This window comes from Gordonia sp. PP30 (assembly GCF_023100845.1).
Taxonomy (GTDB): Bacteria; Actinomycetota; Actinomycetes; order Mycobacteriales; family Mycobacteriaceae; genus Gordonia.
In genome coordinates, this window is record NZ_CP095864.1 from 4,103,133 (window position 1) to 4,129,414 (window position 26,282).

Annotated in this window: 21 protein-coding genes; 8 read left to right on the forward strand and 13 right to left on the reverse strand. The window is 70.9% G+C overall.

Annotated elements, in window-relative coordinates; all coding sequences use genetic code 11:
* Positions 1-11: 11 nt before the first annotated feature.
* A complete protein-coding gene (locus tag MYK68_RS19015) occupies positions 12-860 on the reverse strand; it encodes a TetR family transcriptional regulator (RefSeq protein WP_247865298.1) in 849 nt (282 codons plus the stop codon).
* Between the two features lie 44 nt (positions 861-904).
* On the opposite strand from MYK68_RS19015, the gene MYK68_RS19020 reads away from it, so the two are divergent.
* The gene (locus MYK68_RS19020; RefSeq protein WP_247865299.1) at positions 905-2,572 is read left to right on the forward strand and encodes a class I adenylate-forming enzyme family protein; all 1,668 of its coding nucleotides are present in this window, start codon (positions 905-907) and stop codon (positions 2,570-2,572) included.
* A gap of 128 nt (positions 2,573-2,700) precedes the next feature.
* Here MYK68_RS19020 and MYK68_RS19025 read toward each other — a convergent pair whose 3' ends face one another.
* The 9 genes from MYK68_RS19025 to MYK68_RS19065 form a co-directional block, all read right to left on the reverse strand.
* On the reverse strand, positions 2,701-4,086 hold the full coding sequence (locus tag MYK68_RS19025; RefSeq protein WP_247865300.1) for an NtaA/DmoA family FMN-dependent monooxygenase: 1,386 nt from the start codon (positions 4,084-4,086) through the stop codon (positions 2,701-2,703).
* Positions 4,083-5,336 (reverse strand): acyl-CoA dehydrogenase family protein, encoded by a 1,254-nt coding sequence (locus MYK68_RS19030; protein ID WP_247865301.1) that lies wholly within the window; start codon positions 5,334-5,336, stop codon positions 4,083-4,085. Before MYK68_RS19030 ends, MYK68_RS19025 begins: the two co-directional genes overlap by 4 nt.
* Entirely contained in the window at positions 5,333-7,096 is a 1,764-nt protein-coding gene (locus MYK68_RS19035) for a dipeptide ABC transporter ATP-binding protein (protein ID WP_247865302.1), read from the reverse strand. The genes MYK68_RS19030 and MYK68_RS19035 overlap by 4 nt, the downstream gene beginning before the upstream one ends.
* Positions 7,093-7,971, reverse strand: coding sequence for an ABC transporter permease (locus MYK68_RS19040; RefSeq protein WP_247865303.1), 879 nt, complete (start codon positions 7,969-7,971; stop codon positions 7,093-7,095). The genes MYK68_RS19035 and MYK68_RS19040 overlap by 4 nt, the downstream gene beginning before the upstream one ends.
* Positions 7,968-8,960 (reverse strand): ABC transporter permease, encoded by a 993-nt coding sequence (locus MYK68_RS19045; RefSeq protein ID WP_247865304.1) that lies wholly within the window; start codon positions 8,958-8,960, stop codon positions 7,968-7,970. Before MYK68_RS19045 ends, MYK68_RS19040 begins: the two co-directional genes overlap by 4 nt.
* A 21-nt stretch (positions 8,961-8,981) precedes the next feature.
* Complete coding sequence (locus MYK68_RS19050) at positions 8,982-10,604, reverse strand: ABC transporter substrate-binding protein (protein ID WP_247865305.1); 1,623 nt, start codon at positions 10,602-10,604, stop codon at positions 8,982-8,984.
* Positions 10,605-10,670: 66 nt separating this feature from the next.
* Positions 10,671-12,092, reverse strand: a complete 1,422-nt coding sequence (locus MYK68_RS19055) for an NtaA/DmoA family FMN-dependent monooxygenase (RefSeq protein WP_247865306.1) — start codon at positions 12,090-12,092, stop codon at positions 10,671-10,673.
* Positions 12,092-13,507, reverse strand: coding sequence for an LLM class flavin-dependent oxidoreductase (locus tag MYK68_RS19060; protein ID WP_247865307.1), 1,416 nt, complete (start codon positions 13,505-13,507; stop codon positions 12,092-12,094). Before MYK68_RS19060 ends, MYK68_RS19055 begins: the two co-directional genes overlap by 1 nt.
* A gap of 341 nt (positions 13,508-13,848) precedes the next feature.
* Positions 13,849-14,076, reverse strand: a complete 228-nt coding sequence (locus tag MYK68_RS19065; RefSeq protein ID WP_349306145.1) for a calcium-binding protein — start codon at positions 14,074-14,076, stop codon at positions 13,849-13,851.
* A gap of 442 nt (positions 14,077-14,518) precedes the next feature.
* Here MYK68_RS19065 and MYK68_RS19070 point away from each other — a divergent pair, with 442 nt between their 5' ends.
* Genes MYK68_RS19070 through MYK68_RS19085 form a run of 4 tightly spaced genes read left to right on the forward strand, consistent with a single transcriptional unit; the run spans position 14,519 to position 18,670 of the window.
* Positions 14,519-15,754, forward strand: a complete 1,236-nt coding sequence (locus MYK68_RS19070; RefSeq protein ID WP_247865308.1) for a sensor histidine kinase — start codon at positions 14,519-14,521, stop codon at positions 15,752-15,754.
* Positions 15,751-16,557: a LytR/AlgR family response regulator transcription factor gene (locus MYK68_RS19075; RefSeq protein ID WP_247865309.1), complete on the forward strand. Its 807-nt coding sequence runs from the start codon at positions 15,751-15,753 to the stop codon at positions 16,555-16,557. The genes MYK68_RS19070 and MYK68_RS19075 overlap by 4 nt, the downstream gene beginning before the upstream one ends.
* A 2-nt stretch (positions 16,558-16,559) precedes the next feature.
* The gene (locus tag MYK68_RS19080; protein ID WP_247865310.1) at positions 16,560-16,940 is read left to right on the forward strand and encodes a hypothetical protein; all 381 of its coding nucleotides are present in this window, start codon (positions 16,560-16,562) and stop codon (positions 16,938-16,940) included.
* Positions 16,937-18,670 (forward strand): sodium/solute symporter, encoded by a 1,734-nt coding sequence (locus tag MYK68_RS19085; RefSeq protein ID WP_247865311.1) that lies wholly within the window; start codon positions 16,937-16,939, stop codon positions 18,668-18,670. Before MYK68_RS19080 ends, MYK68_RS19085 begins: the two co-directional genes overlap by 4 nt.
* 10 nt (positions 18,671-18,680) lie before the next feature.
* Here MYK68_RS19085 and MYK68_RS19090 read toward each other — a convergent pair whose 3' ends face one another.
* A complete protein-coding gene (locus MYK68_RS19090; RefSeq protein WP_247865312.1) occupies positions 18,681-20,300 on the reverse strand; it encodes a hypothetical protein in 1,620 nt (539 codons plus the stop codon).
* A complete protein-coding gene (locus tag MYK68_RS19095; protein ID WP_247865313.1) occupies positions 20,281-21,207 on the reverse strand; it encodes a hypothetical protein in 927 nt (308 codons plus the stop codon). The genes MYK68_RS19090 and MYK68_RS19095 overlap by 20 nt, the downstream gene beginning before the upstream one ends.
* A 288-nt stretch (positions 21,208-21,495) precedes the next feature.
* Here MYK68_RS19095 and MYK68_RS19100 point away from each other — a divergent pair, with 288 nt between their 5' ends.
* The 3 genes from MYK68_RS19100 (at position 21,496) to MYK68_RS19110 (ending at position 24,519) form a co-directional block, all read left to right on the forward strand.
* Positions 21,496-22,101 carry a DivIVA domain-containing protein gene (locus MYK68_RS19100; protein ID WP_247865314.1) on the forward strand — a complete coding sequence of 202 codons (606 nt, stop codon included), beginning with the start codon at positions 21,496-21,498 and terminating at the stop codon, positions 22,099-22,101.
* 289 nt (positions 22,102-22,390) lie between these two features.
* Positions 22,391-22,834, forward strand: coding sequence for a DUF485 domain-containing protein (locus MYK68_RS19105; protein WP_502798272.1), 444 nt, complete (start codon positions 22,391-22,393; stop codon positions 22,832-22,834).
* A gap of 56 nt (positions 22,835-22,890) precedes the next feature.
* The gene (locus MYK68_RS19110) at positions 22,891-24,519 is read left to right on the forward strand and encodes a monocarboxylic acid transporter (RefSeq protein ID WP_247868109.1); all 1,629 of its coding nucleotides are present in this window, start codon (positions 22,891-22,893) and stop codon (positions 24,517-24,519) included.
* A 268-nt stretch (positions 24,520-24,787) separates the two neighbouring features.
* Here MYK68_RS19110 and MYK68_RS19115 read toward each other — a convergent pair whose 3' ends face one another.
* The gene (locus tag MYK68_RS19115; RefSeq protein WP_247865316.1) at positions 24,788-26,197 is read right to left on the reverse strand and encodes an amidase; all 1,410 of its coding nucleotides are present in this window, start codon (positions 26,195-26,197) and stop codon (positions 24,788-24,790) included.
* Positions 26,198-26,282: the final 85 nt, after the last annotated feature.

Sequence of the window (26,282 nt, forward strand, 5' to 3'; positions counted from 1 at the left end):
GCCCGCGATGTTCAGTCAAGCTGAACTGAGCCGGACATCATGGACAGTGCGAGCCCGGCGTACTCCACCGCGAGGGCGCAGCCGTCGGGCAGCGGACCCCCGGCGAACCGGAACGGAATCGCCCGGCAGAGGGAGACCACGGCCTGCGCTCCGGACCCCGGATCGGCCACCGCGAACCGCCCGGTCCGCACCGCCGCACGTGCCACCTCGGCGAAGCGCCGATCGACGGCCCGGCGGGCGGCGTCGATCCTCGAACGGTCCGGCTCCTGCAGGCTGCGCAGCTCGGTCTCGACGATGAAGGCCAGATCTCGCCGCCGCACCTGACACAGCACGAGCGCACGGACCATCGCCGCGAACGCCGCCGCGGGCGACTCGGCGGATGCCTCCGCGGCCTCGATGCGCCAGCCCAGGTCGGTGAGCTGAGCATCGGCGAGTGCGACCAGAAGATGCTGTTTACCGCGGTAATGACGGTAGATTCCGGCCACACTGAGATCGGCGGCCGCCGCCACGACCCGCATGGTGGCGCCGTGATAGCCGGTCTCGGCGAAGACCTCGACGGCCGCCGCCAGGACCGGGTCCAGGTCGAGCGCGGCGAACTCCGTCCAGTCGCCGTCGAGGGGTTCGGACGGTACGGGTGCGGCGACGGCCGGCGGCTCGATCAGGGCGGCCGGGACCACGTCGAGCGCGTCCGCGAGCTGCCCGAGCCGGTCCAGCGTGACGGCGACCTTGCCGTTCTCGATCGCGCTCAGGGTGCCCGGACTGATCCCCACCCGGGCCGCCAGCGCACGCAGGGTGACGCCGTGCTCCCGGCGGAGCCCGCGGACGGTCGCCCCGACACCGACGTCGGCCTGTTCAGTCACACTGAACAGCCTACGGGACGGATGCGGATGCTTAGACTGGCCGCGTGAGCGGGTACGACGAACGCCCCTGGCTCGAGGTCTATCCCCCGGGCCGCCCGCCGCATCTCCGGCGGGCGTTCGCGACCGCGCTCGAGATCTTCGACGACACCGTCGCCCGCAAGCCCGGGGAGCCGGCGCTCCACTACTTCGACGGCGGCCTCACCTGGGCGCAGGTCGATCACGCCGCCGAGGCGCTCGCCGCGCTGCTCGTGGCTCGAGGTTTCGAGCCCGGCGATCGGCTCGCGCTCTGCCTGCAGAACGACCCCGCGTTCCTGATCGGTCTGGTCGCCGCGTGGAAGGCCGGCGGCATCGCCGCACCGCTCAGCCCGATGTCCACCCCCGACGAACTGCGCCGGAGCCTGTCCGCGTTCACCCCGTCCGCGCTCGTCGTCCTCGACGACCTCTACCGGGACCTGGTCCGTCCGGTGCTGGCCCCCGGCACCACCGGCGTGCGCATGGTGGTGACCGCCTCCGCCCTCGACTTCCAGACCGAGCACGACCCGCGGCTGTTCGACGGCGTCACCGAGCAGCGGCCCGCCGACACCGTCGACCTGGTGCGCCTGATCGCCGAGCACGAGCCCGACGCCCGCGCGCGGCAGGCCCTCGCGGAGCGGCGCGTCGGGCCGTCGGACATCGCGGTGCTCACCACCACCTCGGGGACCACCGGGCCGCCCAAGGGCGCGCAGGTGACCCACGCGAATCTGGCGTTCAACGCCCAGGTCTACCGGGACTGGACCGGCCTGACCGAGGGTGAACCGATCCTCGCACTGGCGCCGGTCTTCCACGTCACCGGACTCGTCGGCGCCGTGACGCTGGCCATGATCAACGCCGCACCGCTGGTGCTGACGCATCGTTTCCATCCGCGCGTGATCGCCGAGGCCTGTCGCCGCCACCGGCCCGCGTTCTGCGCGGCGGTGATCACCGCGTACATCGCGCTGGCCGACGATCCGGGAGTGGACCCGGCCGATCTGGCGTCCCTCCGTCTGCGGTACTCCGGCGGCGCGCCGGTCGACCCCGAGCTGGCCGATCGGCTCGCGCAGCGGCTCGGCGGCTACATCCACAACGTGTACGGCCAGACCGAGACCACCTCGCCGTCGCACGCCGTGCCGCCCGGGATCGCCGCACCGGTCGACCCCGAGTCGGGCGTCCTGTCGGTGGGCGTCCCGGTGTTCGACACCGTGGTCCGGGTGGTCGACGACGACGGCCGCGATCTCCCCGTCGGGGAGATCGGTGAGCTGGTCACGATGGGTCCGCAGGTGATCCCCGGCTACTGGCACGACCCGGCCGCCACCGCGGACGCCTTCTCCGGCGGCGCCCTGCACACCGGCGACGTCGGCTTCATGGATTCGGCAGGCTGGTTCTACGTGGTCGATCGCAAGAAGGACCAGATCAACGCGGCCGGCTACAAAGTGTGGCCGTCGGAGGTGGAACGGGTGCTGGCCGGGCACCCGGACATCGCCGAAGCCGCGGTCACCGGTATCCCGGACGAATACCGCGGCGAGACGGTGAAGGCCTTCGTGGTGCCGCGCGCCGGCGCCGAACTCACCGCCGGCGAGGTGATCGGCTACTGCCGGGAACGACTCGCCGCCTACAAGTATCCGCGCGAGGTGGAACTGGTCGCGTCCCTGCCGCGCACCGCGACCGGCAAGATCCTGCGCCGCGCGCTGCGCTGACCGCCGCAGCCCGGGTCGCGGTCGCGCAGACCGTCGCGGAAGCGGTCACCATTCACGCATCCGCGACGGTCTGGGCGGCGCCGTCCACGAGCGGCGGGGGTCCACACCGGGCGCCCGCACCGCTCAGGTCAGTTCGCCACCGGAAACTCGCCGGCGTCTCGCGCTCCGAACGCCCCGCGGTACGCCGACGCCGGGTGCCGGGCACTGAGCCGGTCGTCGCCGAACAGCTTTCGCCGGAGCGTGCCCGGCGCGTATTCGGTCTGGGCCAGTCCACGTTCCCGCAGCACCGGGATCACCTTCGCCGCGAACTCCTCGAACGAGCCGGGGATCACCCAGTTGATGACGTTGATGCCGTCGACCCCCGCCCGCTGCCACTGCTCCAGCCGGTCGGCGATCTGCTCGGGGGTACCGACGACCACCGTGTCGCGGAGGCGTTGCAGCGAGAGGTCGCCCACGGTCGGTTCCCGATCGGTGATGTGCGCCCGCAGGTGGTCCAGGAATCCGTGCGCGGTGTTCGTCGCGGTCTCGGCGATCGGGGTGTCCGCCGGGTAGACCCGTCCGTCCGGGCCGACCACCGCCATGTGCGCGGCGTAGCCGTCGCTGCTGGCGAACCGCTGATACTCCTCGAATTTCTCCCGCGCCTCCTGCTCGGTGTCGCCGATGACGAAGCTCAGCCCCTGATGGAAGGTGATGTCGTCGGCGCGGCGTCCCGCCGCCACCGCCAGCGCCCGGGTCTCGTCGATCTGCTGCTTCGCGATCTCCGGGGACGGCGCGATCAGGAACACGGCCTCGGCGTTGCGCGCGGCGAACGCGCGCCCCGGGCCGGACGAGCCGGCCTGGAACAGCAGCGGCGTCCGCTGCGGTGACGGCGACGGCAGAAACGGACCTTCGACCTCGTAGCGCTCGCCGCGATGGAAGATCTTGTGAATCTTGTCCGGATCGGCGTGGATTCCGGCGTCCTTGTCGCGGCGGAGCGCCCCGTCGTCCCACGACCCCTCCCACAGCTTGTAGGTGACGTCGACGTATTCATCGGCCCAGCGATAGCGCTCGTCGTGGTCCTCCAGCGCACGGAACCCGAAGTTCCGATAACCGTTGTCCTGCGTGCCGGTCACGATGTTCCAGGCGATGCGACCGCCGGAGATGTGATCGAGCGTGGCGATCTGCCGGGCGAAGTTGGCCGGGTGCTGCTGAAAGACGTTGGACGTCACCGCCAGCCCGATGTCGGAGGTGTGCGTGGCCAGCGCCGCGACCAGCACCGTGGGGTCGTTGCTGGGGATCTGCAGTCCCTCCCGCACGTACACCGAATAGTCCGCATCGGAGTCGCCGTACAGCCCCGACACATCGGCGAAGAACAGCGAATCGAACTTCGCATCCTCCAGGGTCTTCGCCAGATCGATCCACAGCCGGACATCGTTGAAGTCGTGCTGGTGCGCATCCGGCCGACGCCACTGCCCGTGATGAATATGGCTGGTGGTGTTCATGACGAAGGCGTTGAAGAGCAGACGCCGCGTCATCGGTCGCCCTCCTTCGCGGTGGCCGGCACACCGGCGCCGACGGCCTCGCTCTCCCGCACCGCCGCCCACGAATCGGCCGCCCAGGAACTCGGCGGCCGCCCGTTGAGCAGGTAGTCGCCGACGAGCGTCTGCCGGTAGATCGCCGGGTTGTGCGAGGCCAGGGTGCGCGCGTTGCGCCAGTGCCGGTCGAGCCCGAACCGGTCGGTGACCGCGGACGCGCCACCCACCTCGAAGAGCTCGGTGGCCGCCCCGAGCACGAGGTCGGCGACCGCCGTCTGCGCCGAGAACACCGCGACATCGGCCGCGTCGAAGAGTTCCGCCGTGGCGGTCCCGGCGACGACGGCATCGGCGATCTCGCCGACCGCGTCCGCCGCGGCCAGGGTGGTGGCGGTCGCCGCGAACGACGCGCTCGCGATCCGGCCGACGACCTGCTGGATCTGCGGATCTGCGGCGGGCCGCGGGTAGCGCGGATTGATCAGGTTGCGGCTCCGCTGCCGGACGAAGGCCACCGCATCGCGGACCGCCGCCTGCCCGATTCCGGCGAGGGTGGCGAGGTGATTGAGCTGGAGCACCGCCAGCAGATAGGTGCCGGAGAACTCCCCGTTGGGGTGGATCTCCACGTCCTCATCGGGCACCGGAACGCCGTCGAACACCGTGGTGCCGCTGCCGGTGAGGCGCTGCCCGAAGCCGTCCCAGTCGTCGATCCGTTCCACGCCCGGCGCACCGGAGGGGACCAGGACGTTCGCGGTACGGTCCGCATCCACGGCGGCGCTGGTGTGGATCCAGTCCGCGAACAGGCTGCCGGTGGAGTAGAACTTGCGGCCGGAGAGCGACCAGCCGTCGCCGTCCGGGGTCACCGCGGTGGTGTTGGTCCAGAACGACGAACTCCCGTTCTCGGACTGGGCGTTGCCGATGATCTCGCCGGCCGCGACGGCCCGCAGCCATCGTTCACGAACCGCCGCCTCCGGATGCGAGAGGCGGGATTCGACGAACGCGAAGTGACCGCGCAGCAGTTGCGGCAGATTGGAGTCGGCCTCGGCGAGTGCGATGAGCTGCCGGACGAACTGCGGCACGGTCGCGCCCAGCCCGCCGTACTGTTCGGGGACGCGGATCCGGGTGAATCCCGATTCGCGCAGGAGTTCCACGGCCTCGGCGGGGAGTACCCGGTCGGCTTCTCGGTCGAGCGCGCCCGCGGCGATCTCGGCGAAGACGGGAGCGAAGCGCTCGGTCAGTCGTGCATCGGTGGTCATCGGACCCGGTCCTCTCGGGATGGTGTGGAAGGGATGGCGCCGCGGCCTTCCAGCCGCGGAAGCGCGGTCAGCAACGACCGCGTGTAGGGATGCCGCGGGTGCTCGAAGACGTCGTCGGCCGTCCCCGATTCGACGACCCGGCCGCCCTTCATCACCAGGATCCGATCGCTCATGTGGTGGATGACGCCCAGATCGTGGGAGATGAAGAGGTAGCTGACGCCGAGCTCGTCCTGCAGGTCGGTGAGCAGATCGAGCACCTGCGCCTGAATCGAGACGTCGAGCGCGGACACCGGTTCGTCGCACACGATCACCTCGGGTTCGGGGGCGAGCGCCCGGGCGATCGCGACGCGCTGCCGCTGACCGCCGGACAGTCGCAGCGGCGCCGCCTCGAGGTGTTCGGCGCGCAGGCCCACCTGTTCGAGCAGCCGGACCGCCCGCTGCCGCGCCTCCGCCTTGGCCGACGGCGGCCGGGGCCCGGTCGCGAGTGCGTCGAGAAGGATGCGGCCGACCGGCCAGCGCGGGTCGAACGAGCTGAGCGGGTCCTGATAGACGACCCCGATCCGGTGCCGCCGGGGACGCCGCGCCCCCACCGACAAGCTGGTCCACGCCTCGCCGTCGAGCAGCACCTCGCCGGAGGTGGCGCGCTCCAGCGCCAGGGCCATCCGCGCGGTGGTCGTCTTACCGGAGCCGGATTCGCCGACGATGCCGAGCGTCTCCCCGCGCCGCAGCGCGAACGACACGTCGTCGACGACGGTGCGGTCCACCCGGTCCGGTCCGCGATAGACCTTGGACAGGTGTCTGGCCTCGAGCACCACGTCCTCGGGGTCGATCGGCGCGCGGGTGCGCAGTGCTCCCGCCGGTTCGCCCGTGGCCGGTTTGACCAGCCGGGTGCCGCGGGTATGCGTCGACGGCACCGCGTCGAGCAGCGCCCGCGTGTAGGGATGCGCCGGCGCGTACAGCACGTCGGCGACGGTCCCCTGCTCGACGATCTCGCCGTCCTTCATCACCGCCACGTCGTCGGCGATGCGGTCGACCACGGACAGGTCGTGGCTGATCAGGATGATCGCCTGTCCACCACGTTTGGATTCGGCGAGCAGGTCGAGGATCTGGGCCTGCACGGTCACGTCGAGCGCGGTGGTCGGCTCGTCGGCGATCAGCAGCGGCGGGTCGAGGGCGATCGCGGAGGCGATGAGCGCCCGCTGCCGCAGACCGCCGGACAGCTCGTAGGGCCGTTGCCGCGCCTTGACCTCGGGCTCGGGCACTCCGACCGAGGCGAGCAGTTCGACGGCCTTGGCACGACGCGCGGCGCGGTTTCCCCAGCGGTGCACCTTGAGCGGCTCGGCCACCTCGTCGCCGACGCGCCGCAACTGGTCGAGTGAGACCAGCGCGTCCTGCAGGACGAAGCCGATGTCGCGTCCGCGGATGCGCCGCCACGACCGCTCCGCCAGCGCGGTGAGATCGATCGGACCGCTCCCGACGGTGGCCGCGGCCCCGGCGTCGAGTTCGAGCCGGTCGGCCCGGACCCGCGCGCCCGCACCGGTCAGGCCGACCAGGGTGCGGGCCGTCACCGACTTGCCGGACCCGGATTCGCCGACGATCGCGAGGCACCGGCCGGGCGCCACCTGGAACGAGATGCCCTTCACCACCTCGGTGGCGCCGAAGCCGATCCGCAGATTCTCGACGGTCAGCAGTGGTCGCGGGTTCCCGCCGGGGGCGGGGGCCGCGGTGGTGCGGGGTGAATCGAGGGCGATGGCGGTCATCGGCCCGCTCCTTCCAGTCGTTGTTGCGCGGCCCGGCCGAGGGTGGTGACCGAGATCGCGAAGAGGACGATGACCAGGCCCGGCAGGATCTCCAGCCACCAGTTGGTGGTGATGTAGTTGCGGCCGGCGTCGAGCAGCGCTCCCCATTCGGGGCTGGGCGGACGCACCCCGAGCCCGAGGAAGGCCAGCGACGACGCCCAGACGATCGACTGCCCGATGCCGAGGGTGACGACGGCGACCATCGGCCGCATCGCGTTGGGGAACAGGTGTCTCCGGATCACGGTCGCCCGCGAGTGCCCGAGCGCGGTCGCCGCCTCGATGTAGCCCGCACCGCGCACGCTGAGGACCTGCCCGCGCACCATCCGCGCGTAGCCGGGCATCGAGCTCACGCCCACCGCCACGATCGACGTGGTGGCCGACGGCCCGTAGATCGAGACCACCAGCAGCGCGGCCAGTAGCGCCGGGAAGGCGAAGAACACCTCGAGGATCCGGGTGATGATCGCGTCGACCACACCGCCGGCCAGGGCCGCGGTGAAGCCGAACACGATCGCCAGGCCCATGGCGATGCCGGTGGCACCGAGCCCGATGCCGAGCGACAGCCGGGTGCCGTAGACCGCCCGGGAGAACACGTCACGACCCGCCTCGTCGGTGCCGAACAGGTGCTGCCACGACGGCGACGCGAGGGGGTTGTTCAGGTCGATCGCCGTCGCCGAGTGCGGCGCGAGGAGGCCCGGGAAGACGGCCGCCACCGCGATGAGGGCGACGAACAGGCCGGCGAGGATCAGGCCCGGGCGGAGTCCGGACAGGCGGGCGGCGAAGGCGTCGAGGGCATCGCGGACCGGCGATGATCCGGCGGACGGGGCGAGGGAGGTCATGATGCACGCAGCCTGGGGTCGATGAGCGAGTACGCGAGATCGACGAGCAGATTCGCGACGATGTAGATGGCGGCGACCACCACGACGACACCGGCCACCGTGGGGACATCGCGGGTGTTGACGGCGGTGACCAGCACCTGCCCGATTCCCGGCCGGCCGTAGATGTTCTCCACGATCACCGCGCCGGAGATCAGCGCGCCGAGCGCCCAGCCGGAGAGGCTGATGGCCGGGATCACCGCGTGCCGGAGCCCGTGCCCGAGCCGGACCGCGGTGTCACCGAGTCCGCGGGTACGGGCGGTGGTGATGAAGGGCTGGTCGAGCACCTTGTCGAACTCGTCGCGGATCACCTGGCCGAGGAAGCCGCTCAGCGGTATCGCGAGGGTGAGGACCGGCAGCACCGTGCCGGCGATCCCGTTGCCGCCGATCACCGGGAACAGCGGAATCTGCACGGCGAACAGCACCAGCAGGATCATGCCGACCCAGTACTGCGGCAGGCTCGCCGTGAAGGCCTCGATCGACGAGCCCAGGCCGCCGAGGAACCGGCCGCGCTTCACGGTGAGCAGACTGCCCGTCACCGCGATGAGCCACGCGACCACCAGCGCCAGCAGGGTGAGCACCAGGCTCGGGCCGAGCTGGGCGCCGATGATCTCGGTGACCGGCTTGTACTGCGAATACGACGTCCCCAGGTCGCCGGTGAAGAAGCCGCCGATGTAGTGGAGCCACTGCTGCACCAGCGACTGGTCGAAGCCGAACTGCCGGTTGACCGGCGCGAGCTGGCCTGCCGTGTACGACTCGTCGCGGCCGCTGCGGATGTTGAGGATCGCGGTGGCCCGGTCACCGGGCACCGCGAGCTGCGCGGCCCAGGCGACCGTCGCCGCGGCGATCAGGACCGCGATGCCCGACACGATCTTGACGATGAGCCGTCGTGCGGCCCGTGCGGTGACCCAGACCGGGCGCCCGGCGGCCCCGGTGGGAAGGAAGGTGGTCATCTCGATGCGTCTCCCGTGCGGTCACTTCGTGAGGTAGGCGTCGGAGAACACCGGCTCGCCCTGGCTCTTCTCGACCCAGAAGTCGTGCAACCGGTTCGACGACGCGATCAGCGAACTCTGCGTGTACAGGCCGATGCCCGCGGCGTCGTCGGCGATGGTCTGCTGGGCCTGCCGGTACTGGGCGAAGCCGGCCGTGGTGTCGGGGTTGGTGTTGGCGGCGTTGATCAGCGACGTGAGCTGCGGGTCGTTGAAGAACGACCGGTTGTTGCCGTTCGGATCGGTGGGCGTGCCGGCGCGCCAGACGATCCACAGGATCGCCGGGCTCGGGCTGGTCCAGTACGACGGCAGCGCGTCGTACGTGGCCGGATCGCTGTACTTGCCACCCCAGAGCTCGGCCATCGTCGCCGGGATCAGTTCGACGTCGAAACCGTTCTGCTTCCACTGCTCCTGGAGCGCCTGCAGGATCGTCGCGCCCTCGGGGGTGATGAACGAGCCCGCACCGTAGACCACCCGGATGGTCAGCGACTTGCCGTCCTTGCGGTAGATGCCGCCGTCACCCTTGGTCCAGCCGGCCTGCCGGAGCAGGTCGGCCGCCTTGGCCGGGTTGTACGGGTACGGGTCGCCGCCGAGGTAGGCGGGCGTGGACTGCGAGACCGCCGCGTTCGGCTCATACGGGATGACGCCATGGAAGCCGGCCTGCACGGCGGACTTCCGGTCGGCCGCGTACCCGAAGGCCTGCCGGACGCGCTTGTCGGTGAACGGCCCCTGCTGCGTGTTGACCGAGAAGGAGACCGGCTTGCCCGGGGTGATGTACCGGATCGTGTTCTTGAACCGCTGCTGCGCGTCCTTCCAGCGCACGGTCGGCACCTCGTAGATCGCGTCCGACTGGCCGGTGGTCAGCGAGGCGTACCGGGAGGTGGCGTCGGGGACGAACTTCCAGTTGATCGCGTCGACGAGCGCCGGTCCCTGGTGCTTGGCGGTGGCCGGCCAGGACGTGTAGTCCGGGTTCCGCTTGAAGGTGACCTGCTGCCCCTTCTTCCATTCCGCGACGGTGAAGGCACCCGACCCGATGGGTTTCTCGCAGTTCTCCTCGGCACTGCGCGTCTTCAGGGCGGTCGGCGACTGGATGCCGAAGTAGCCCTGGGTGATCAGCCGCAGGAACTCCGGGTACGGGTCGCTCAGGTGGATCGCGACGTGCTGCGGATCGACGGCCTCCGCAGACGTGAAGTACGGCGAGATGGAGACCTTGGCGGTGCTGTTGAGGTCACCGTGAGCGAACTGGCCGAAGTTGTAGGCGACGGCGGCGGCGTCGAGCGGGGTGCCGTCGGTGAACTTGACGCCCGGCTTGAGCGCGAAGGTGTAGGTGCGCCCGTCCGGCGACACCTCCCACGACTGCGCGAGCCACGGCTTGACGGTGCCGTCGTCTGCGAGGGTGACCAGGCCGTCGAGTACCTGCCGGGAGATGTACGCCTGCTGGATCCAGCCGCCGAAGATGCATGGCGGCTCCTGGACGTGCGCGTACTCGATGGTGCCGCCCTGGATGCGCTCACCGCTGCCGGACTCGCCGGAACCGCAGGCGGTGACTCCGGCCAGGAGGGCACCGGCGGCGGTGAGGGCGAGGGTCGGTCGGAGGTACTTCTTCATTACCGTGCTTTCGTCGGTGAGCTCGATACGCCGAGCGGGGTGGGTTGAGGGCGACCGCGGGTGCGGTCAGGAGGCGGCGGGCTGGGGATCGGCGATCCCGGCCCGGCGCGGCAGGTGCTTGCCGCCGCGGTAGCGGGCGGCCGGGTGGTCGTCGGGCAGCCTGGGGCCGCGGCCGAAGATCCGGTCGCGCAGTGTCTCGGACGGGTCGTACGACTCGCGGAGACGACCGCGTCGCCGGAGCACCGGCACCACCAGCTCGATGAAGTCGCGCGCCGTGTCGTAGGAGTGGTACTGCAGCAGGTTGATGCCGTCCAGATCGAGATCGTCGAGCCAGCCTTCGATGGCATCGGCGACCTGTTCGGGGTCGCCCACCGCGAACAGCGGGTGGCGGGCGAGGTCGCCGAAACCGGCAAGGAACTCGCCGACCGTGGTGTCCGGTCCCGCTTCGGTGCGCCCGCGGTGGCGGCCGAGCGGCAGGGTGTCGAGCCGCTGTTCCGGCGGCAGCGCGGTCGGATCCCAGGTCAGCCCGGCGTGCGCCAGGTAGCCTTCCGGGTCGGACCAGCGCTGGTATTCGGCGAGTTTGGCGCGGGCCCGCGCCTGCGTCGGTGCCACCACGATGCCCGCGGTGGTGATGACCTTCAGGTCGTCGCGGTCGCGGCCGGCCGCCTCGGCGGCGTCCTTCAGCGCGGCGATCAGGGCCTTGAGCTGCGCCGGGGACGACCCGCCGGTGAACACCACCTCGGCGTGCTTCCCGGCGAACCCGGTGCCGGCGGGCGAGGCGGTCGCGGTGAACAGGACCGGTGTGCGCTGGCGGCTCGGGCTGGGCAGCTGCGGCCCCTCGACCCGGAAGTACCGGCCGACATGGTCGATCGGCCGGATCTTCGCGGGATCGGCGAACACGTTGTTCTCGCGGTCGGCGACGATCGCGTCGTCGTCCCAGCTGCCCTCCCACAGCTTGTAGAGGACGTCGAGGTATTCGTCGGCGATCTCGAACCGGGTGTCGTGGTCGATCTCGTCGTCGCGGCCGTGATTGCGGGCCGCGTTCGGCAGGTACGACGTCACGATGTTCCAGCCGACGCGGCCCTTGGTGAGGTGGTCGAGGGTCGACGCGCGCCGCGCCCACGAGAACGGGGGCTCGTAGGTGGTGGAGAAGGTGATGCCGAAGCCGAGGTGCCGCGTCACCGCGGCCATCGCGGGCACCACCGACGCCGGGTCGTTGTTCGGGATCTGCAGGCCCCGCACGATCGCGGTCTCCGCCGAACCGCGGAACACGTCGTAGGTGCCCAGCACGTCGGCTAGGAACACCGCGTCGAAACCGCCGTCTTCGAGCAGTCGGGCCAGCCCCGTCCAGTACTCGATGTCGTTGACGTTCTCGCGCCGGTTCCCGGGCAGCCGCCACAGACCGTGCGTGATGTGGCTGACGCAGTTCATCTCGAACAGGTTGAGGATGAGCCGCTTGGGCGGCCGGGGAGTCTCGGGCGCACCCATCAGACGCCCGCCTCGGCGAGCTCGGCGGCCGTCTCCGGTGCCGCGCCGAACGCGCCGCGGTACCGGGCCGCCTGATGACGCTCGGGAAGGCGGTCACCCGCGCCGAACAGCTTCTGCCGCAACGACCCCTCACGGTACTCGCGCTGCGCCAGGCCGCGGTCCTGCAAGACCGGGATCACGTGGTCGACGAACTCCTCGTACGACGTCGGGATCTCGTAGTTCACCAGGTTGATGCCGTCGACGCCGTGCGCCCGCCAGTTCGCCAGGCCGTCCGCGATCTGCTCCGGCGTGCCGACGATCCGCAGGCTGGTCGCCGTGTAGTGGGCGACGTCGCGCAACGTGGCGGGACGATCGGTGACCACGCCCCGGATCCACCCGACGATCGACTGCACGCCTTCGGTCTGGATCTCGCCGACCGGGGTGTCGAGGTCCTCGTGCCCGAAGTCGATGCCGAGCGCCCCGGACAGATGCGACAGCTGGGCGTCGTAGTCGATCCATTCGTCGAGTTCGGCGGCCTTGCGCTCGGCCTCGGCCTCGGTCGACGCCGGCACCACGTACAGGCCCTGGAAGAACTTCAGGTCGTCGGCGCGACGGCCCACCGCCACGGCCCGCTCCCGGATGTCGGTGGTGTCCCGCAGTGCGGCGGCCGGATTCGGCGACTGCACGAAGACCGCCTCGGCGTTCTTCGCGGCGAACGTGCGGCCGGCCTCGGAGGCCCCGGCCTGGAAGAGCAGCGGGGTGCGCTGCGGACTCGGGCTCACCAGGTGCGGTCCCTCGACGCGGTACCGCGGGCCGACGTGATCGATGCGGTGCACCTTGTCGTAGTCGGCGTGGATCCCCCGCTCCCGGTCCTGGACCAGGGCATCCTCGTCCCAGCTGCCCTCCCAGAGCTTGTAGGTGACGTCGACGTACTCGTCGGCCCACGCGTAGCGCTCGTCGTGCGCGGTGAGGCCGTCCAGCCCGAAGTTGCGGCTCGCATTGGGCAGATAGTTGGTCACGATGTTCCAGGCGATCCGTCCCTGCGTCGCGTGATCGAGCGTGGAGATCCGCCGCGCGAAGTTGAACGGGTGCTCCTGCAGGATGCTGGCGGTGAACGCGATGCCCAGGTGCTCGGTGGCGTACGCGAGAGCGCTGGCCAGCACGCTCGGGTCGTTGCTGGGAACCTGCAGCCCGGCCTCGAAGTACTTGCGCTCGTCGCCGCGGTAGGGCGCGTACAGGCCCACGACGTCGGCGAAGAAGATCGCGTCGAACTTGCCCCGCTCCAGGGTCCTGGCGAGATTCACCCAGTGATCGAGGCTGTTGAAATCGGCCTGTCGTGCCGAGGGCCGGCGCCAGGTCCCCTGCACGATGTGGCTGGTCGTGTTCATGACGAAAGCTGCGAAATGCAACGGCTTGTCGGGGCGCGGTGCGTTCATGTCTCCGGGGTTCCTCACGGCTCTGCGACGGGATGTCCACAGAACGATAGGGAGACGCGGACATCCGTCCCACAGTTGCGCCCAGACCGCGCAAATCGCCCTATCACCGCAGGTCAAAACCCTATTCCGGAATCGGCAATTCGGCCCACGGCGGGTTTGACCCGCCCTCTTCCGGTCGCCCCTCGACGGCGTGCCGCCGCGAGTTCAGCCAACGCGCGCTCCGGACCCGCGAAGGCGGGGCCACCACCGTGCAGTCAGACGAAGAAAGGGGACCGCCGGCCTGGCGGTCCCCTTCGTCATCGGTCGTCGTTCACTTCTTCTCGCAGGCGATCCCGTCCTTGTCACGGTCGAGCCGGGCACCAGAGGTCGTACACGGCCTTGTTCACGCGGAAGGTGGTCACCGGCTTCGATCGGCCGCTCACCTTGTCCCGCGCGCCCGGCCGGGCCACGCCGTGCGGGAAGCTCTTGTGGAGGGCGGTGCAGTTCTTGTACGCGACCGGCGCGGCGGCGGCCGGCGACACCGGAGCGAGCGACAGGAGCCCGCCGAGAACGGCGGTGCCGGCGAGCATGGAGAGAGTTCTAGGCCGTGTCTCCTAAGTCTTCTCCGTAGGCATCGGTGGATCCGCTGGGCGGCTGGCAAGGCGGAGGAGGGAGGCATAGCGGCGCTATGCCGACCGACGACAACGCCGCCAGGCGTTCAGCGGGCCGCCGAGGCCCGGAAAGAGACTTAGGAGACATGGCCTCGTCATGCGCGGCATGGTAGAGGCCGGCCGGTCGTGTCGTACGAACAGACGACGGATCGGCAGACCGTCGCGGAAGCGGTCACTATTCACGCATCCGCGACACGCTGGCCGTCACCGTCGAACAGCGAGAAGATCACCGGCACCACCATGACGCCCAGAGTCAGCAAGTAGTCCATGCGTCCATGGCACCAGCGACGGCTGACGGGCGGCGAACCCGGCGGTGAACACGCCCGCACGCCCCGGTGAACCAGTAGATTCGGCAGACGACATGTCCGGAGAATTGATCGCGATCGTGGTGCTCGGCGGCGCGCTGGCCGCGGTGCTGTTCGTCTACGCGCTGCGCACCCGCCGCGTGGTGGCCACCCCGCACGAGCGCGCCGTGCACGACACGCTGGCCGCCGCGGCGCTCGCCGCCCACCCGCTGCGGGACGGGCTCACCGCCGAATCGGCGACCCGCGCGGCGGGGCCGCTCCGCGCGCTCACCGGCGCCGCGGGCGTCGCACTCTTCGGCGACGACGGCGTCCTCCTCGGCCGTGACGGCGAACCCGACATCTGGCCGCCGCGGGTGGTGCAGGCCGCTACCGCGCTGGCCGCGCAGGCCCTGGCCGATCGGCGCCGCGCGCTGTCCGACGACCCGGGCGGACCGGGCGGACCGGTGCGCCAGCTGATCGCCGCGCCGCTGCTCACCGACGACATCAGCGCCGGGGTCCTGGTGGTCGCGACGACGCATCCGCCGGGGCCGGGACAGATCGGCGCGCTCACGGAGGTCGCCAACTACGCGGCCACCCAGCTGCAACTCGCCGAGCTCGATGCCTCCCGGGCACGACTGGATCGCGCGGAGGTCCTGGCCCTGCGCGCGCAGATCGACCCGCACTTCATCTACAACGCCCTCGGCACCATCGCGTCGTTCGTGCGCACCGATCCGGTCCGGGCCCGCGAACTGATCCTCGACTTCGCCGATTTCACCCGCTACTCGTTCCGCGCCGCCGGCCAGTACACGACGCTCGCCGACGAACTGCGCAACATCGACCGCTACCTCACCCTCGAACGCGCCCGCTTCGGCGACGGCCTCAACGTGCGCCTGCACGTCGATCCCGAGGTGCTGTCGGTGGTGGTGCCGTTCCTGGCGCTGCAACCGCTGGTGGAGAACGCCGTCCGGCACGGGCTGGCCGGGCGCCGCGACGGCACCATCACCCTCGCCGCGCGCGGGCTGGGCACCGACTGCGAGATCAGCGTCGAGGACGACGGCGTCGGCATGGATCCGGAGCTGCTGCGCAGCGGTGCGATCGACGCGCTGGCGCCGTCGGACCGGATCGGCGACGAGAGCGACGGCGCGCACGTGGGGCTGACGAATGTGGATCAACGACTGCGCTCGGCCTTCGGCAACGACTACGGTTTGATCGTCGATACCGGCATCGGCGCGGGCACCAAGGTCAGCATGCGAGTGCCGAAGTTCGCGGCCGGTATCCGTGCCGACACTCCCGGGGAAGGACGCCCACGATGACCGGTCTCTCGGTCCTGGCCGTCGACGACGAGGCCCCGGCCCTCGACGAGCTCACCTTTCTCCTGGAGTCGCACGACGCCGTCTCCGAGGTGGTGACCGCCTCCGATGCCACCCAGGCGCTGCGCCTGCTCGCCGAGCGGCCGGTCGACGCCGCGTTCCTCGACATCTCGATGCCCGGACTGAGCGGCATGGAGCTGGCGGCGGTGCTGGCCCGGTACGCCTCCCCGCCCGCCCTGGTGTTCGTCACCGCGCACGACGACCGCGCGGTGCAGGCCTTCGACATCGGGGCCGTCGACTATCTGCTGAAACCCCTTCGCGCCGAACGCCTCTCGCAGGCAATCGAGCGGGTGCTCGCGGTCCGCCCGGCGCCGGTCGAGGCTCCCGAATCCGGCGCGGAGGCCGCCCCCACCGAGGAACCCGCACCGATGGCCGGTGAGGTGATCCCGGTGGAACGCGGCGGCGTCACCTCCCTGATCTCCCGGGACTCGGTCTCCTGGGTGGAGGCGGTCGGCGACTACGCCCGGCTGCACACCGACACCGGCGAATACCTGGTGCGCGTCACCCTCTCCACCCTCGAGACGCAGTGGGCCGGCGCCGGTTTCGCACGGGTCCATCGGTCGTATCTGGTGGCGCTGCCGCGGGTGAGCGGCCTGCGCTCGGCGGGTTCGGGCACCCGGGTGATGGTCCGCGCACACGGCGCGGCGCCGGAGGTGGAACTGCCGGTGAGCCGCAGGCAGGTCCGGGAACTCAAGGACCGCCTGGTGCGAGATCCGTTGCGGTCCTTCCGTTCCGGCCGGTCGTAGTCGTGACTCCCGATGCGCCGCGGCGCGAACGCGTGGTGCTCTCGCAACGGCGTGGCGCCCGGCCGGTGCGCACCCGCGCCGAGGTCGCCGAACAGACCGAGGTGGGCGAACATCTGGTACGTGGACTGGTCCGCGCGCAACTCGGGCTGGCACTGCGGATCGGGCTGGGTGTCGCGGCCCTGTTCCTGGCGATTCCGCTGATCGGCTTCACCGTCGACGACTTCGCCTCGGCCACCGTCTTCGGCATCGGCGTCAACTGGATCGTCCTCGCGCTCGCGCCGTACCCGATCCTGTATCTCGCGGGCCGTCTCTACATCCGGCTGGCCGAACAGGCCGAACGGGACTTCATCGCACTCATGGACGACGAGGAACGCGGCCCGTGACCGTCGGCACCGGCTCGCTCCTGATCGTCGCGGCGGTCGCCCTGGCGGCCTTCGGCACGGTGGCGCTCGGCGCGTACGGCGGCCGCGGCGCCCGCTCCACATCGGACTTCCTGGTGGCCTCGCGCAGTATCGGCGCACGCTGGAACGCCGCCGCGATCGCCGGCGAGTACCTGTCGGCCGCGTCGTTTCTGGGCGTGGCCGGACTGGTCGCCAAGTACGGCGCCGACGCACTCTGGTATCCGATCGGCTTCACCGCCGGCTACCTGGCGCTGCTGCTGTTCGTGGCCGCGCCGCTGCGTCGTTCCGGCGCGTACACGGTGCCCGACTTCGCCGAGTTCCGGCTCGGCTCGCGCCGCGCACGACGCGCCTCGATGCTGGTGGTGGCCGCGGTCTGCGTCCTCTACCTGATCCCGCAGCTGCAGGGCGCCGGGCTCACCCTGAACATTCTGCTGGGCCTGCCCGGCTGGGTGGGCGTGGTCCTGGTCGGGGCGGCCCTGGTGGCCAACGTGGTGAGCGGCGGTATGCGCTCGGTGACTTTCGCGCAGGGTCTGCAGTACTGGCTCAAACTGACCGCGATCGCCGTCCCCGCCCTGGTCGCGATCATCCACTTCGCGCAGGAGCCGGCCGATCTCGGCGACCCGCTGCCGGCCCGGGTCGTCGCCGAGACCACAGTGCGGATCCCGACGCAGGTCTCGGTGACCGTCACCGATCCGGCCGGGGTCACCGCGACCGGGACCGTCGACGGCCGCCGGGTCCGCGACGCTCCGCTGCCCGCCGGAACCGTCGTCGTCGGCCACGACTCCACCCTGCGGCTGGCGGCCGGCGCGGCGACCCCGGTGGTGTCCGACGCGCCGCAGACCGGCGCGCAGTGGCGGCGGTCCGGCGGCGGCCTCGGCGGCGGCCACCCGCTGTACCAGGTGCTGTCGCTGATGCTGGCGACCTTCCTCGGCGCCCTGGGCCTTCCGCACGTGCTGGTCCGCTTCTACACCAACCGGTCGGGCACCGCCGCGCGCCGGACGGCGCTGACCGTGATCGCCCTGCTGGCCGGGTTCTACCTGTTCCCGACGGTGCTCGGCGTGCTGGCCCGCGTCTACGTCCCGCAGGTGCTCGCCACCGGCACCGCCGACGCCGTGGTCCTGCTGGTGCCGTCGGCGATCGTCAGAGGTCTGGCGGGGCAACTGCTGGTCGCCCTGGTCGCCGCGGGCGCGATCGCCGCGTTCCTCGCGACGTCGTCGGGCCTGCTGATCAGCATCGCGGGCGTGGTGTCGACCGATCTGCTGCGGCCCGGGGTCCGCAGCTTCCGGATCTGCGCGCTGCTCGGCGGCCTGGTGCCGATCGGGCTGGCGCTCGCCGCAGGCACCCTCGAGCTGTCCCGCTCGGTGGGCCTGGTGTTCGCCGTCTCGGCCGCCACCCTGTGCCCGCTGCTGGTGCTCGGCATCTGGTGGCGCGGCCTCACCGCGGCCGGGGCCGTCACCGGCCTCGCCGTCGGCTCGGCGACCTCGGTCGCCGCGGTGCTGGCCGGCGCGTTCCGGGTATCCGGCGACGGCTGGGCGGCGGCCGTGGTCACCTTCCCCGCCGCCGTCACCGTGCCCCTCTCGTTCGGCACGATGATCGTCGTCTCCCTCGCCACCCGCCGCACCCTGCGCGGCGATGTCGCGACGGTCTTCGCCCGCATGCACGTCCCGGAGCGCTTCGGCCTGGGTCTGGAACGCACGCCCGTCGGCGACTGACCGCCCTGCCTCAGCCGTTCGCCGCGGCGCTCAGCGTGGCCGCCGCGATACTCGCGCTCGAGTTCGCCACCGGCGACCCGGACGTGTCGCTGTAGGGATAGCCGGTGACGTCGTTGACGGCGAACCCCTTCAGCGCGGCGGGCAGGCCGTCGAGCCAGCCCGCGGTATCGATGCCGAGCGCTTTCGCCGCGGTGTAGGCACTGCCGGCCGCGGTCAGCGACCGGCCGGCCAGCCCGTCGGTGAAGGTTCGCCGGGGATCGGTCAGCGGTGCCAGACTCCGGACGACGTCGGTCATGCCCGCCCCGGCGGCGGCGGTGATGAGCGCCTCGATCAGCCCCGGCGCCTGCTTCAGCTCCGTCGAATACCGCCCGGCGAAGGCGCCGGCGGCCTCCGCCGACGGCCGTGACTTCGGGGTGATGCCCAGCACTCGTGCGAGGTCGAGCGTCTCGATCCACGTGTACACGTTGACGTCGAGGTCCGCGAAGTCGATGTCGGCGACCCAGGCACGGCCCGAGTCGACGACGGACGCAGGACACGCCAGGCCGTCGTCCACCGCGCACAGCCCGGCGAGCAGCGCGTTCCGGGCCCCGTCCGGGTGCGCCGTGTTCGCGGCGGAGATCTGGTCCGCCACCACCGCGGTCAGCGCGGCCGGGATCCGGGCGCCGCCCCGCTTCAGGGCCGCGGCGTACGAGAAGGTCCACCGCAAGCCGCCCGGCGGCGGCGCCACCAGCAGGCCGTCGGCGGTCATCTGCTGGGCGAGCGGATCGATCACCGGGGCGGAGAGTTTCTGGAGCTCGGCCGGCCGGCGATCGGCGACCACCGCGGCCGCGAGCGCCGACTGCGCGTTGAGGCGGCCGGCGAGCCCGGCGGCGCAGTCGACGAGCGGGCCGGGGTGAGAGAAGCCGGGGTCGGCGAGGCGATGCAGCTGGTGCACCGCCATCCAATTCGAGGCCGACGCCGGATCGCCGCAGTCGACCCGCGCGGGCAGTTCCGGCAACGACCGGCCGTCGACCGGCACCGCGGTCCCCGTTCCGGCGAGCGCCTGGACGGCGAGGTACCGCTGGTAACTCGTGACGGCGGGATCGGCGGCGAGCCACTCCACCGCCGCGCGGTGCGGTGCGAGCACGTCCGGCCCCAGGCACGCCAGCACCTGGGCGCTGTATCCCGCGTCCGAGTCGCGCGCGCCGACCGAGGCGGCGGCCAGCGCCGGCAGGTCGACGTGCAGCTTCTTCCCGGCCTCGCTGAGCAGCGCCGCGGTGCCGGTGTCCGGCGACGCCAGGCAGACCTGGAAACCCGACCAGATCGGGTCCGTCGCCGCCTCCCGGTCAAGCGTCCACATCAGCTTCGCCGGGGCGACCGGCGGCAGGTCGCGCCCCGCGTTCCGGAGCGCGGCCCGCCCGTACGCGGTCTGATACAGCGTCGCCTCGGGCGACGTGTCGGATTCCATCGACGGGACGACGAGGCCGTCTCCCCCGGCCAGACTCGGGTACGCGGCGGCGAGCCCGTCCCACGGGTCGGCGCGCCGCGCGGAGCCGGAGTCCCCGCAGGCGGAGAGCACGAGGGCACCGGCGAGGACGACGGCTGCCAGCGCCGCGAGCGGTCCGCGCGTTCTAGTTCCGGACACCGGCACTCACGTAACCTTTCGCGCCGTCGTGTTCGAACCAGCCCTCGGAGGTGACGCTGAAGTAGGTGGAGAACATGCCGCAGTCGGCGGTTCCCGCCACGTCCGAGATGTAGCTCTTGGTGTTCTCCCAGGTCAGCGTCTTGACATTCTTGTCAGACCCCTGTGCCGTGAGCCCGACGGTGCCGCCGTTGCCCTTGCCCCCGCTGATCTCCACCGATGCGCTGATCCCGTGGGTCTTCGCGGTCGCGATGTTCCTGATCATGTTGACCGCGAAGCGCTGGCCGTCGCGGTAGGTCTTGGCGGACGTGGCGAAGCTGCAGTGCTTCCAGTACAGGGCGCACGCCCACGCGTTCGCGTAGATCGTGATCCCGGACAGCTTGTCGGGGTACGAACTCGAGTCCGAGGTGATCCCGCCGTTGCCGTCGTTGCCGTCGTCCGCCGCGTCGACCTTGAACCCGTCGCGCAGCGCGGCCGTCCTCTTCCCGCCCGCGTCGATGGTCGGCTGGCCGGGTCCGGGGTGCTCGAGCAGACGGCTCGAGGTCGGCGCCGGCGTGGTCGTCGCGGGACTTTCGGCGGTGCTCGGCGCCGACGGTTCCGGGGAGGCACTCGACGTGACCGGCGGCGAGGTCTCCGGCGGGGTGGTGTCCAGGGTGGGCGGCGGCCCGTCGTCGCCGTGGCACGTGTAGGGCACCGGCGGCGGCGGTGCGTCGCCGGGACTCTTGCCCGGGTTGGCCTGCAACCAGGCGTTCTTCCAGGCGCTGTTGTAGGCCGCCGTTTCGCGCTTGCAGCGTTCGGCCGGCGTCTCCGCCCCGGCCGGGGAGGTCACCACGATCGCGAGGAGCACGACGGCCAGGATCGTCCCCAGCACCGCGACGACCGGCACCACTCGTCTCGTTTCGGTCAGTTCCCGCACTTCTCGTCCCTACTCCCGTATCCGGTGAATCGTGTTCGGGCCCTTCCCGGCGCCCGCCGATCACGGTATGAGCGGAACCGGCACCGTCTGCCCGCAGAATTCGCATCGTCGCAGCTCAGAGACTCAAAGAAGATTCTGGTCCAGAATTTTCTTCGATGCCGACCTGCGGAAACACCTAGGTCGTGGTGCGAACGTCTTCTGCGAGGCCCGCAAAGGGATCTTCGCAACACGACCTAACGATCGGCCGGGCCGCGTGGACGACCGTTCCCGATCGGCCACAATCGACCCGTGCCCCACGACGCCCAGTTCACCGCCGACCACATCCGCACCGCCGCCTTCTCGAAGCCGCCGATGGGGCGCCGCGGCTACGGGGAGGATGACGTCGACGAGTTCCTGGACGCGCTCGAAGCGAAATTCGCGAATCCGGCGGACCCCGCGCTGGGCTGGCTGACACCCGCGGCGGTGCGGGCGCGCACCTTCGCCCGTCCGCCGATCGGCATGCGCGGCTATCACGAGGGTGAGGTGGACGCGTTACTCGAACTGTGCGCCGTTCAGCTCGCCCGGCTCACGGGCGGTGCGGTCACCGCGGGGTCGCCCGTCGCACGGCCGGGCTCCCGGCTCACCTCGGAGGAGATCGTCGGCGCCACCTTCTCCACAGCGCGATTCGGTGGCCGCGGGTACGACCGGGCCCAGGTCGACACCTTTCTGGACGCGGTCGCCGCCAGATTCCGCGATCCCGCCGATCCGGCGGTGGCCTGGCTGACCCCCGCGGCGGTCACCGAGGCCCGGTTCGCCCCGTCGTCGTTCGGCCGGACCGGCTACCGTAGCGAGGAGATCGACGCCTTTCTCGCCCGTTGCGCCACCGACCTCGAACTGCTCCTGCGCCGGGCCTGATCCCGGGTTCCACCACTCGATCTCCGCCGAGCCACACGCTCTATTCCCGGTGGACGAACGGGCTCCAGGTGGCCCAGCGGACTGCGGGTGGCGGACGGATTGCGGGTCAGCCACCGGCCTCGGGGCACGCGCGGACCCCGCCCGGCGCCGTTTCGCTCCGGTGACCGGCGTCACCGTTCACCGGAGCCCGGTGACCGCTCATCGCAGGGTCCACCGTGCTCGTCGCTCCGGTCACAATTCACCTTGGACGTGAGCCAGCTCTCGGCAAGTCTTGCCGTCAAGGCCGCAGATGCGGCATTTCAGCAAGGAGGTCGCAGTGTCTACCGCGCAAGAGCACCCGCCGCAGTCGTCGGCACCACCGGCGGAGGAGTTCATCGCCGCCCAGCAGAGTCCGGAGTTCCAGCGGTTGCGCCGCACCCTGCGGCGCTTCGTTTTCCCGATGACCGTGTTCTTCCTGTCCTGGTACGCGCTGTACCTGGTGATGGGCGTGTTCGCGACGGGCTTCATGGGCACCCGGGTGTGGGGCAACATCAACGTCGGCCTGATCTTCGGCCTGCTGCAGTTCGTCACCACCTTCGGGATCACCGGCGCGTACATCTACTTCGCCAATCACCGCCTCGACCCCCAGGCGCAGGTGGTGCGTGACGGCTTCGCCGACGGCACCTACGCCCGGGAGGCCGCGGCGATCGAGGCCGGCACCAAGGACACCGCGGTACAGGGAGCACAGTCGTGAACACCATCCTCACCAGCGCCGCCGACGTCGACACCGGCAACTCGACCCTCAACATCATGATCTTCGTGGGCTTCGTGGTGATCACGCTGCTCGTGGTGATCAAGGTCAGCAACGCCGGCACGTCCAGCGCATCGGAGTTCTTCACCGGCAACGGCGGCTTCTCCGGGACCCAGAACGGCATCGCCATCGCCGGCGACTACCTCTCGGCCGCGAGCTTCCTCGGCATCGCCGGGGCCATCGCGATCTACGGGTACGACGGCTTCCTGTACTCGATCGGCTTCCTGGTGGCCTGGCTGGTGGCGCTGCTGCTGGTCGCCGAGTTGCTGCGCAACACCGGCAAGTTCACCATGGCCGACGTCCTCAGCTTCCGGCTCAAGCAGCGTCCGGTCCGGCTGGCGGCATCGATCAACACGCTGACCGTGTCGATCTTCTACCTGCTGGCCCAGATGGCCGGCGCCGGCGCCCTGGTCGCGCTGCTGCTCAACGTCAAGAGCGACCTCGGCCAGGCCGTGGTGATCACCGTGGTCGGCATCCTGATGATCACCTACGTGCTGATCGGCGGCATGAAGGGCACCACCTGGGTGCAGATCATCAAGGCCGTCCTGCTGATCACCGGCGTCATCGTGATGACGCTGTGGGTGCTGCTGCAGAAGGACGTCATGTTCAACTTCTCCCATCTGCTGGGCATGGCGCAGGACGCGGTGAACAACGCCGTCCACGGCGGCGGGCTGACCGCGAAGGGCCAGTCCATGCTGACCTCGGCCAACGGCGAGCCGCACAACGTGCTGGCTCCGGGCGCCCAGTACGGCGGCACGCTGACCTCGAAGGTCAACATGATCTCGCTCGGTATGGCGCTGGTGCTCGGCACCGCCGGCCTGCCGCACGTGCTGATGCGCTTCTACACGGTCCCCACCGCCAAGGAAGCCCGCAAGTCGGTGGTCTGGGCGATCGGCCTGATCGGCGCCTTCTACCTGTTCACCCTGGTCCTCGGCTACGGCGCCGCGGCGCTGGTCGGCCCGGAGAAGATCCTCGCCGCACCCGGCGGCGTGAACTCGGCGGCCCCGCTTCTGGCCCTGGAACTGGGCGGCGAGATCCTGCTCGGCCTGATCGCGGGCGTGGCGTTCGCGACCATCCTGGCCGTGGTGGCGGGCCTGGCGATCACCGCGTCGGCGTCGTTCGCGCACGACATCTACGCCAGCGTGATCAAGAAGAACGGCGCCTCCGAGGAGGAGCAGGTCCGGGTCTCGCGGATCACCGTCGTCGTGCTCGGCGTGATCGGCATCGTGCTGGGCATCCTCGCCAAGGACCAGAACATCGCGTTCCTGGTGGCGCTGGCCTTCGCGGTCGCCGCCTCGGCCAACCTGCCGACCATCCTCTACTCGCTGTTCTGGCGCCGCTTCAACACCCGCGGCGCGCTGTTCAGCATGTACGGCGGCCTGGCGATCACGCTGGTGCTGATCGTGTTCAGCCCGGCCGTCTCCGGCAAGCCGACGTCGATGCTCCCCGATATGGACTTCGCCTGGTTCCCGCTGGCCAACCCCGGCCTGGTGTCGATCCCGGCGGCGTTCCTGCTCGGCATCATCGGCACGCTGACCTCGCGGGAGAAGCCCGACGTGGCCCGGCGTGCGGAGATGGAGGTCCGCTCGCTCACCGGTGTCGGCGCCGAGAAGGCGCACGCGCACTGACCCGGCCCGACGGCGGAACGACGGCCCGGCGGTTCACCAGAATCGCCGGGCCGTCGTCCGTCTCGCCGTCGTCCGTCTCGCCGTCGCCCGTGTAGCCGCCGCCGTCCGTGTCGCGGGTCCATTTTCGTGTCGCGTGTCCTCCACAGCCCTCGACACGGAAGAGGACCCGCGACACGCAGCCATATGGGGCGCCCGCTCAGTGCGTCGCGCCCACCGCCCGTTGAGCCGGACGAGTCGCCAGGCGAGGCCGCGTCGAAACGCGCCCGAGTCAGGCGTCCTGGATCCGCGCGAACGGCGCGGCGGCCTCCAACTCGAAGGCCAGCGACAGCAGCGTCCGCTCGGCGCCGCGATCGGCGGAGAAGTGGATACCGATCGGCAGACCGTTCGACGCCTGCCCGAGCGGCAGCGAGATCGCCGGGGTGCCGCACGCGTTGTCGGCGGGGGTGAAGGCCACGTACTGGATGAGCCGCTCGAAGACCTCGTCGAACCGGCCGGCCGGATCCAGGTAGCCGATCTCCGGGGTGGTGTGTCCGAGGGTCGGGGTCAGGATCACGTCGTACGACCCGAACGCGTTCCGGAACTTCGCGACGGCCCGCCGCAGACCGACGATCGACGCCGGGATCCGGTAGAAGCGTCGCAGCGCCATCCGGGCGAGCCCCTTGGTGAACGGATCGAGCCGGTTCCGGTCGAATCCGGGTCCGACCACCTGGCCGCCGAAGCGGTCGAAGGAGAGCGCCAGCGTCCCCCAGTAGTCGGTGAACTGCCCGACGAACGACGGGTCCACCGGCAGCGGCGCCTCCTCGACGTGGTGGCCGAGGCCGGTGAGCAGGGCGACGACGTCGTCGACCGCCCGGCGGGTGTCCGCGTCGAGCGGGACACCGGTGATCGGCTCGGCCATCAGCGCGACGCGCAGCCGCGCGGTGCTCGGCCCTTCGACCAGGCCGACCGGATCGAGGGTGTCGAGTCGGCGCTGTCGTTCCAGATCGGCCAGGAAGTACGCGGTGTCGCGCACCGAGCGCGACACGATGCCGTTGCAGACCAGGTCGATGGGGGCCTTCGCCGAAGCCGGCGAGCCCGCGGTCCGGCCGCGCGTCGGCTTGAGGCCGACCAGACCGCACGCGGCCGCGGGAATGCGGATCGAGCCGCCGCCGTCGTTGGCGTGGGCGATCGGTACCGCGCCGGCCGCGACCAGCGCGGCCGCACCGCCCGAACTCGCGCCGCACGAGTAGTCGGTGTCCCACGGGTTGCGGGTGGGCTCGCGGTCGGCGAACTCGGTGGTGGCGGTGAGCCCGAAGGCCGGCATCGTCGACGCGCCCACGACGTTCACCCCGGCGCCGAGGAACTCCTCGGTGAACGGCTCATTGGCCGCCGCCGGACGGTCGGCGACGGCGGCGCTGCCCTGCCGCGTCGGCAGGCCGGCGTAGTCGGTGTTGTTCTTGATCAACGTCGGCACCCCGGCGAACGCACCGGAGAATCCGTTCTCGGCCGCACGCACCCGCGCACGTTCCCGATCGTCGTAGGCGACCGCCGCCAGCTGCGGGTTCACCCGGTCGATCCGGTCGACCGCGGCGTCCGTCGCCTCGCGCGCGCTGAACTCGCCGGCCTCGACGGCGCGGGCGACGCCGACCGCGTCCAGGTCGCCCAGGACGTCGTCGGTGAAGGCGTGAACACGTTTCATGTGATCTGACAATATCTCGTTTCCAGATCTCTGGATGCTTTCCCCCCCTCGGGTGCCGCGCCAGGGGCATCCCGGACATCGGTCC

Excerpts from the sequence above, each read along its gene's own strand:
- MYK68_RS19025 (WP_247865300.1), bottom strand. The coding sequence starts at position 4,086 with ATGACGCGGCGTCTGCTCTTCAACGCCTTCGTCATGAACACCACCAGC.
- MYK68_RS19030 (WP_247865301.1), bottom strand. The coding sequence starts at position 5,336 with ATGACCACCGATGCACGACTGACCGAGCGCTTCGCTCCCGTCTTCGCC.
- MYK68_RS19035 (WP_247865302.1), bottom strand. The coding sequence starts at position 7,096 with ATGACCGCCATCGCCCTCGATTCACCCCGCACCACCGCGGCCCCCGCC.
- MYK68_RS19040 (WP_247865303.1), bottom strand. The coding sequence starts at position 7,971 with ATGACCTCCCTCGCCCCGTCCGCCGGATCATCGCCGGTCCGCGATGCC.
- MYK68_RS19045 (WP_247865304.1), bottom strand. The coding sequence starts at position 8,960 with ATGACCACCTTCCTTCCCACCGGGGCCGCCGGGCGCCCGGTCTGGGTC.
- MYK68_RS19050 (WP_247865305.1), bottom strand. The coding sequence starts at position 10,604 with ATGAAGAAGTACCTCCGACCGACCCTCGCCCTCACCGCCGCCGGTGCC.
- MYK68_RS19055 (WP_247865306.1), bottom strand. The coding sequence starts at position 12,092 with ATGGGTGCGCCCGAGACTCCCCGGCCGCCCAAGCGGCTCATCCTCAAC.
- MYK68_RS19060 (WP_247865307.1), bottom strand. The coding sequence starts at position 13,507 with ATGAACGCACCGCGCCCCGACAAGCCGTTGCATTTCGCAGCTTTCGTC.
- MYK68_RS19065 (WP_349306145.1), bottom strand. The coding sequence starts at position 14,076 with ATGCTCGCCGGCACCGCCGTTCTCGGCGGGCTCCTGTCGCTCGCTCCG.
- MYK68_RS19070 (WP_247865308.1), top strand. The coding sequence starts at position 14,519 with ATGTCCGGAGAATTGATCGCGATCGTGGTGCTCGGCGGCGCGCTGGCC.
- MYK68_RS19075 (WP_247865309.1), top strand. The coding sequence starts at position 15,751 with ATGACCGGTCTCTCGGTCCTGGCCGTCGACGACGAGGCCCCGGCCCTC.
- MYK68_RS19105 (WP_502798272.1), top strand. The coding sequence starts at position 22,391 with ATGCGGCATTTCAGCAAGGAGGTCGCAGTGTCTACCGCGCAAGAGCAC.
- MYK68_RS19110 (WP_247868109.1), top strand. The coding sequence starts at position 22,891 with ATGATCTTCGTGGGCTTCGTGGTGATCACGCTGCTCGTGGTGATCAAG.
- MYK68_RS19115 (WP_247865316.1), bottom strand. The coding sequence starts at position 26,197 with ATGAAACGTGTTCACGCCTTCACCGACGACGTCCTGGGCGACCTGGAC.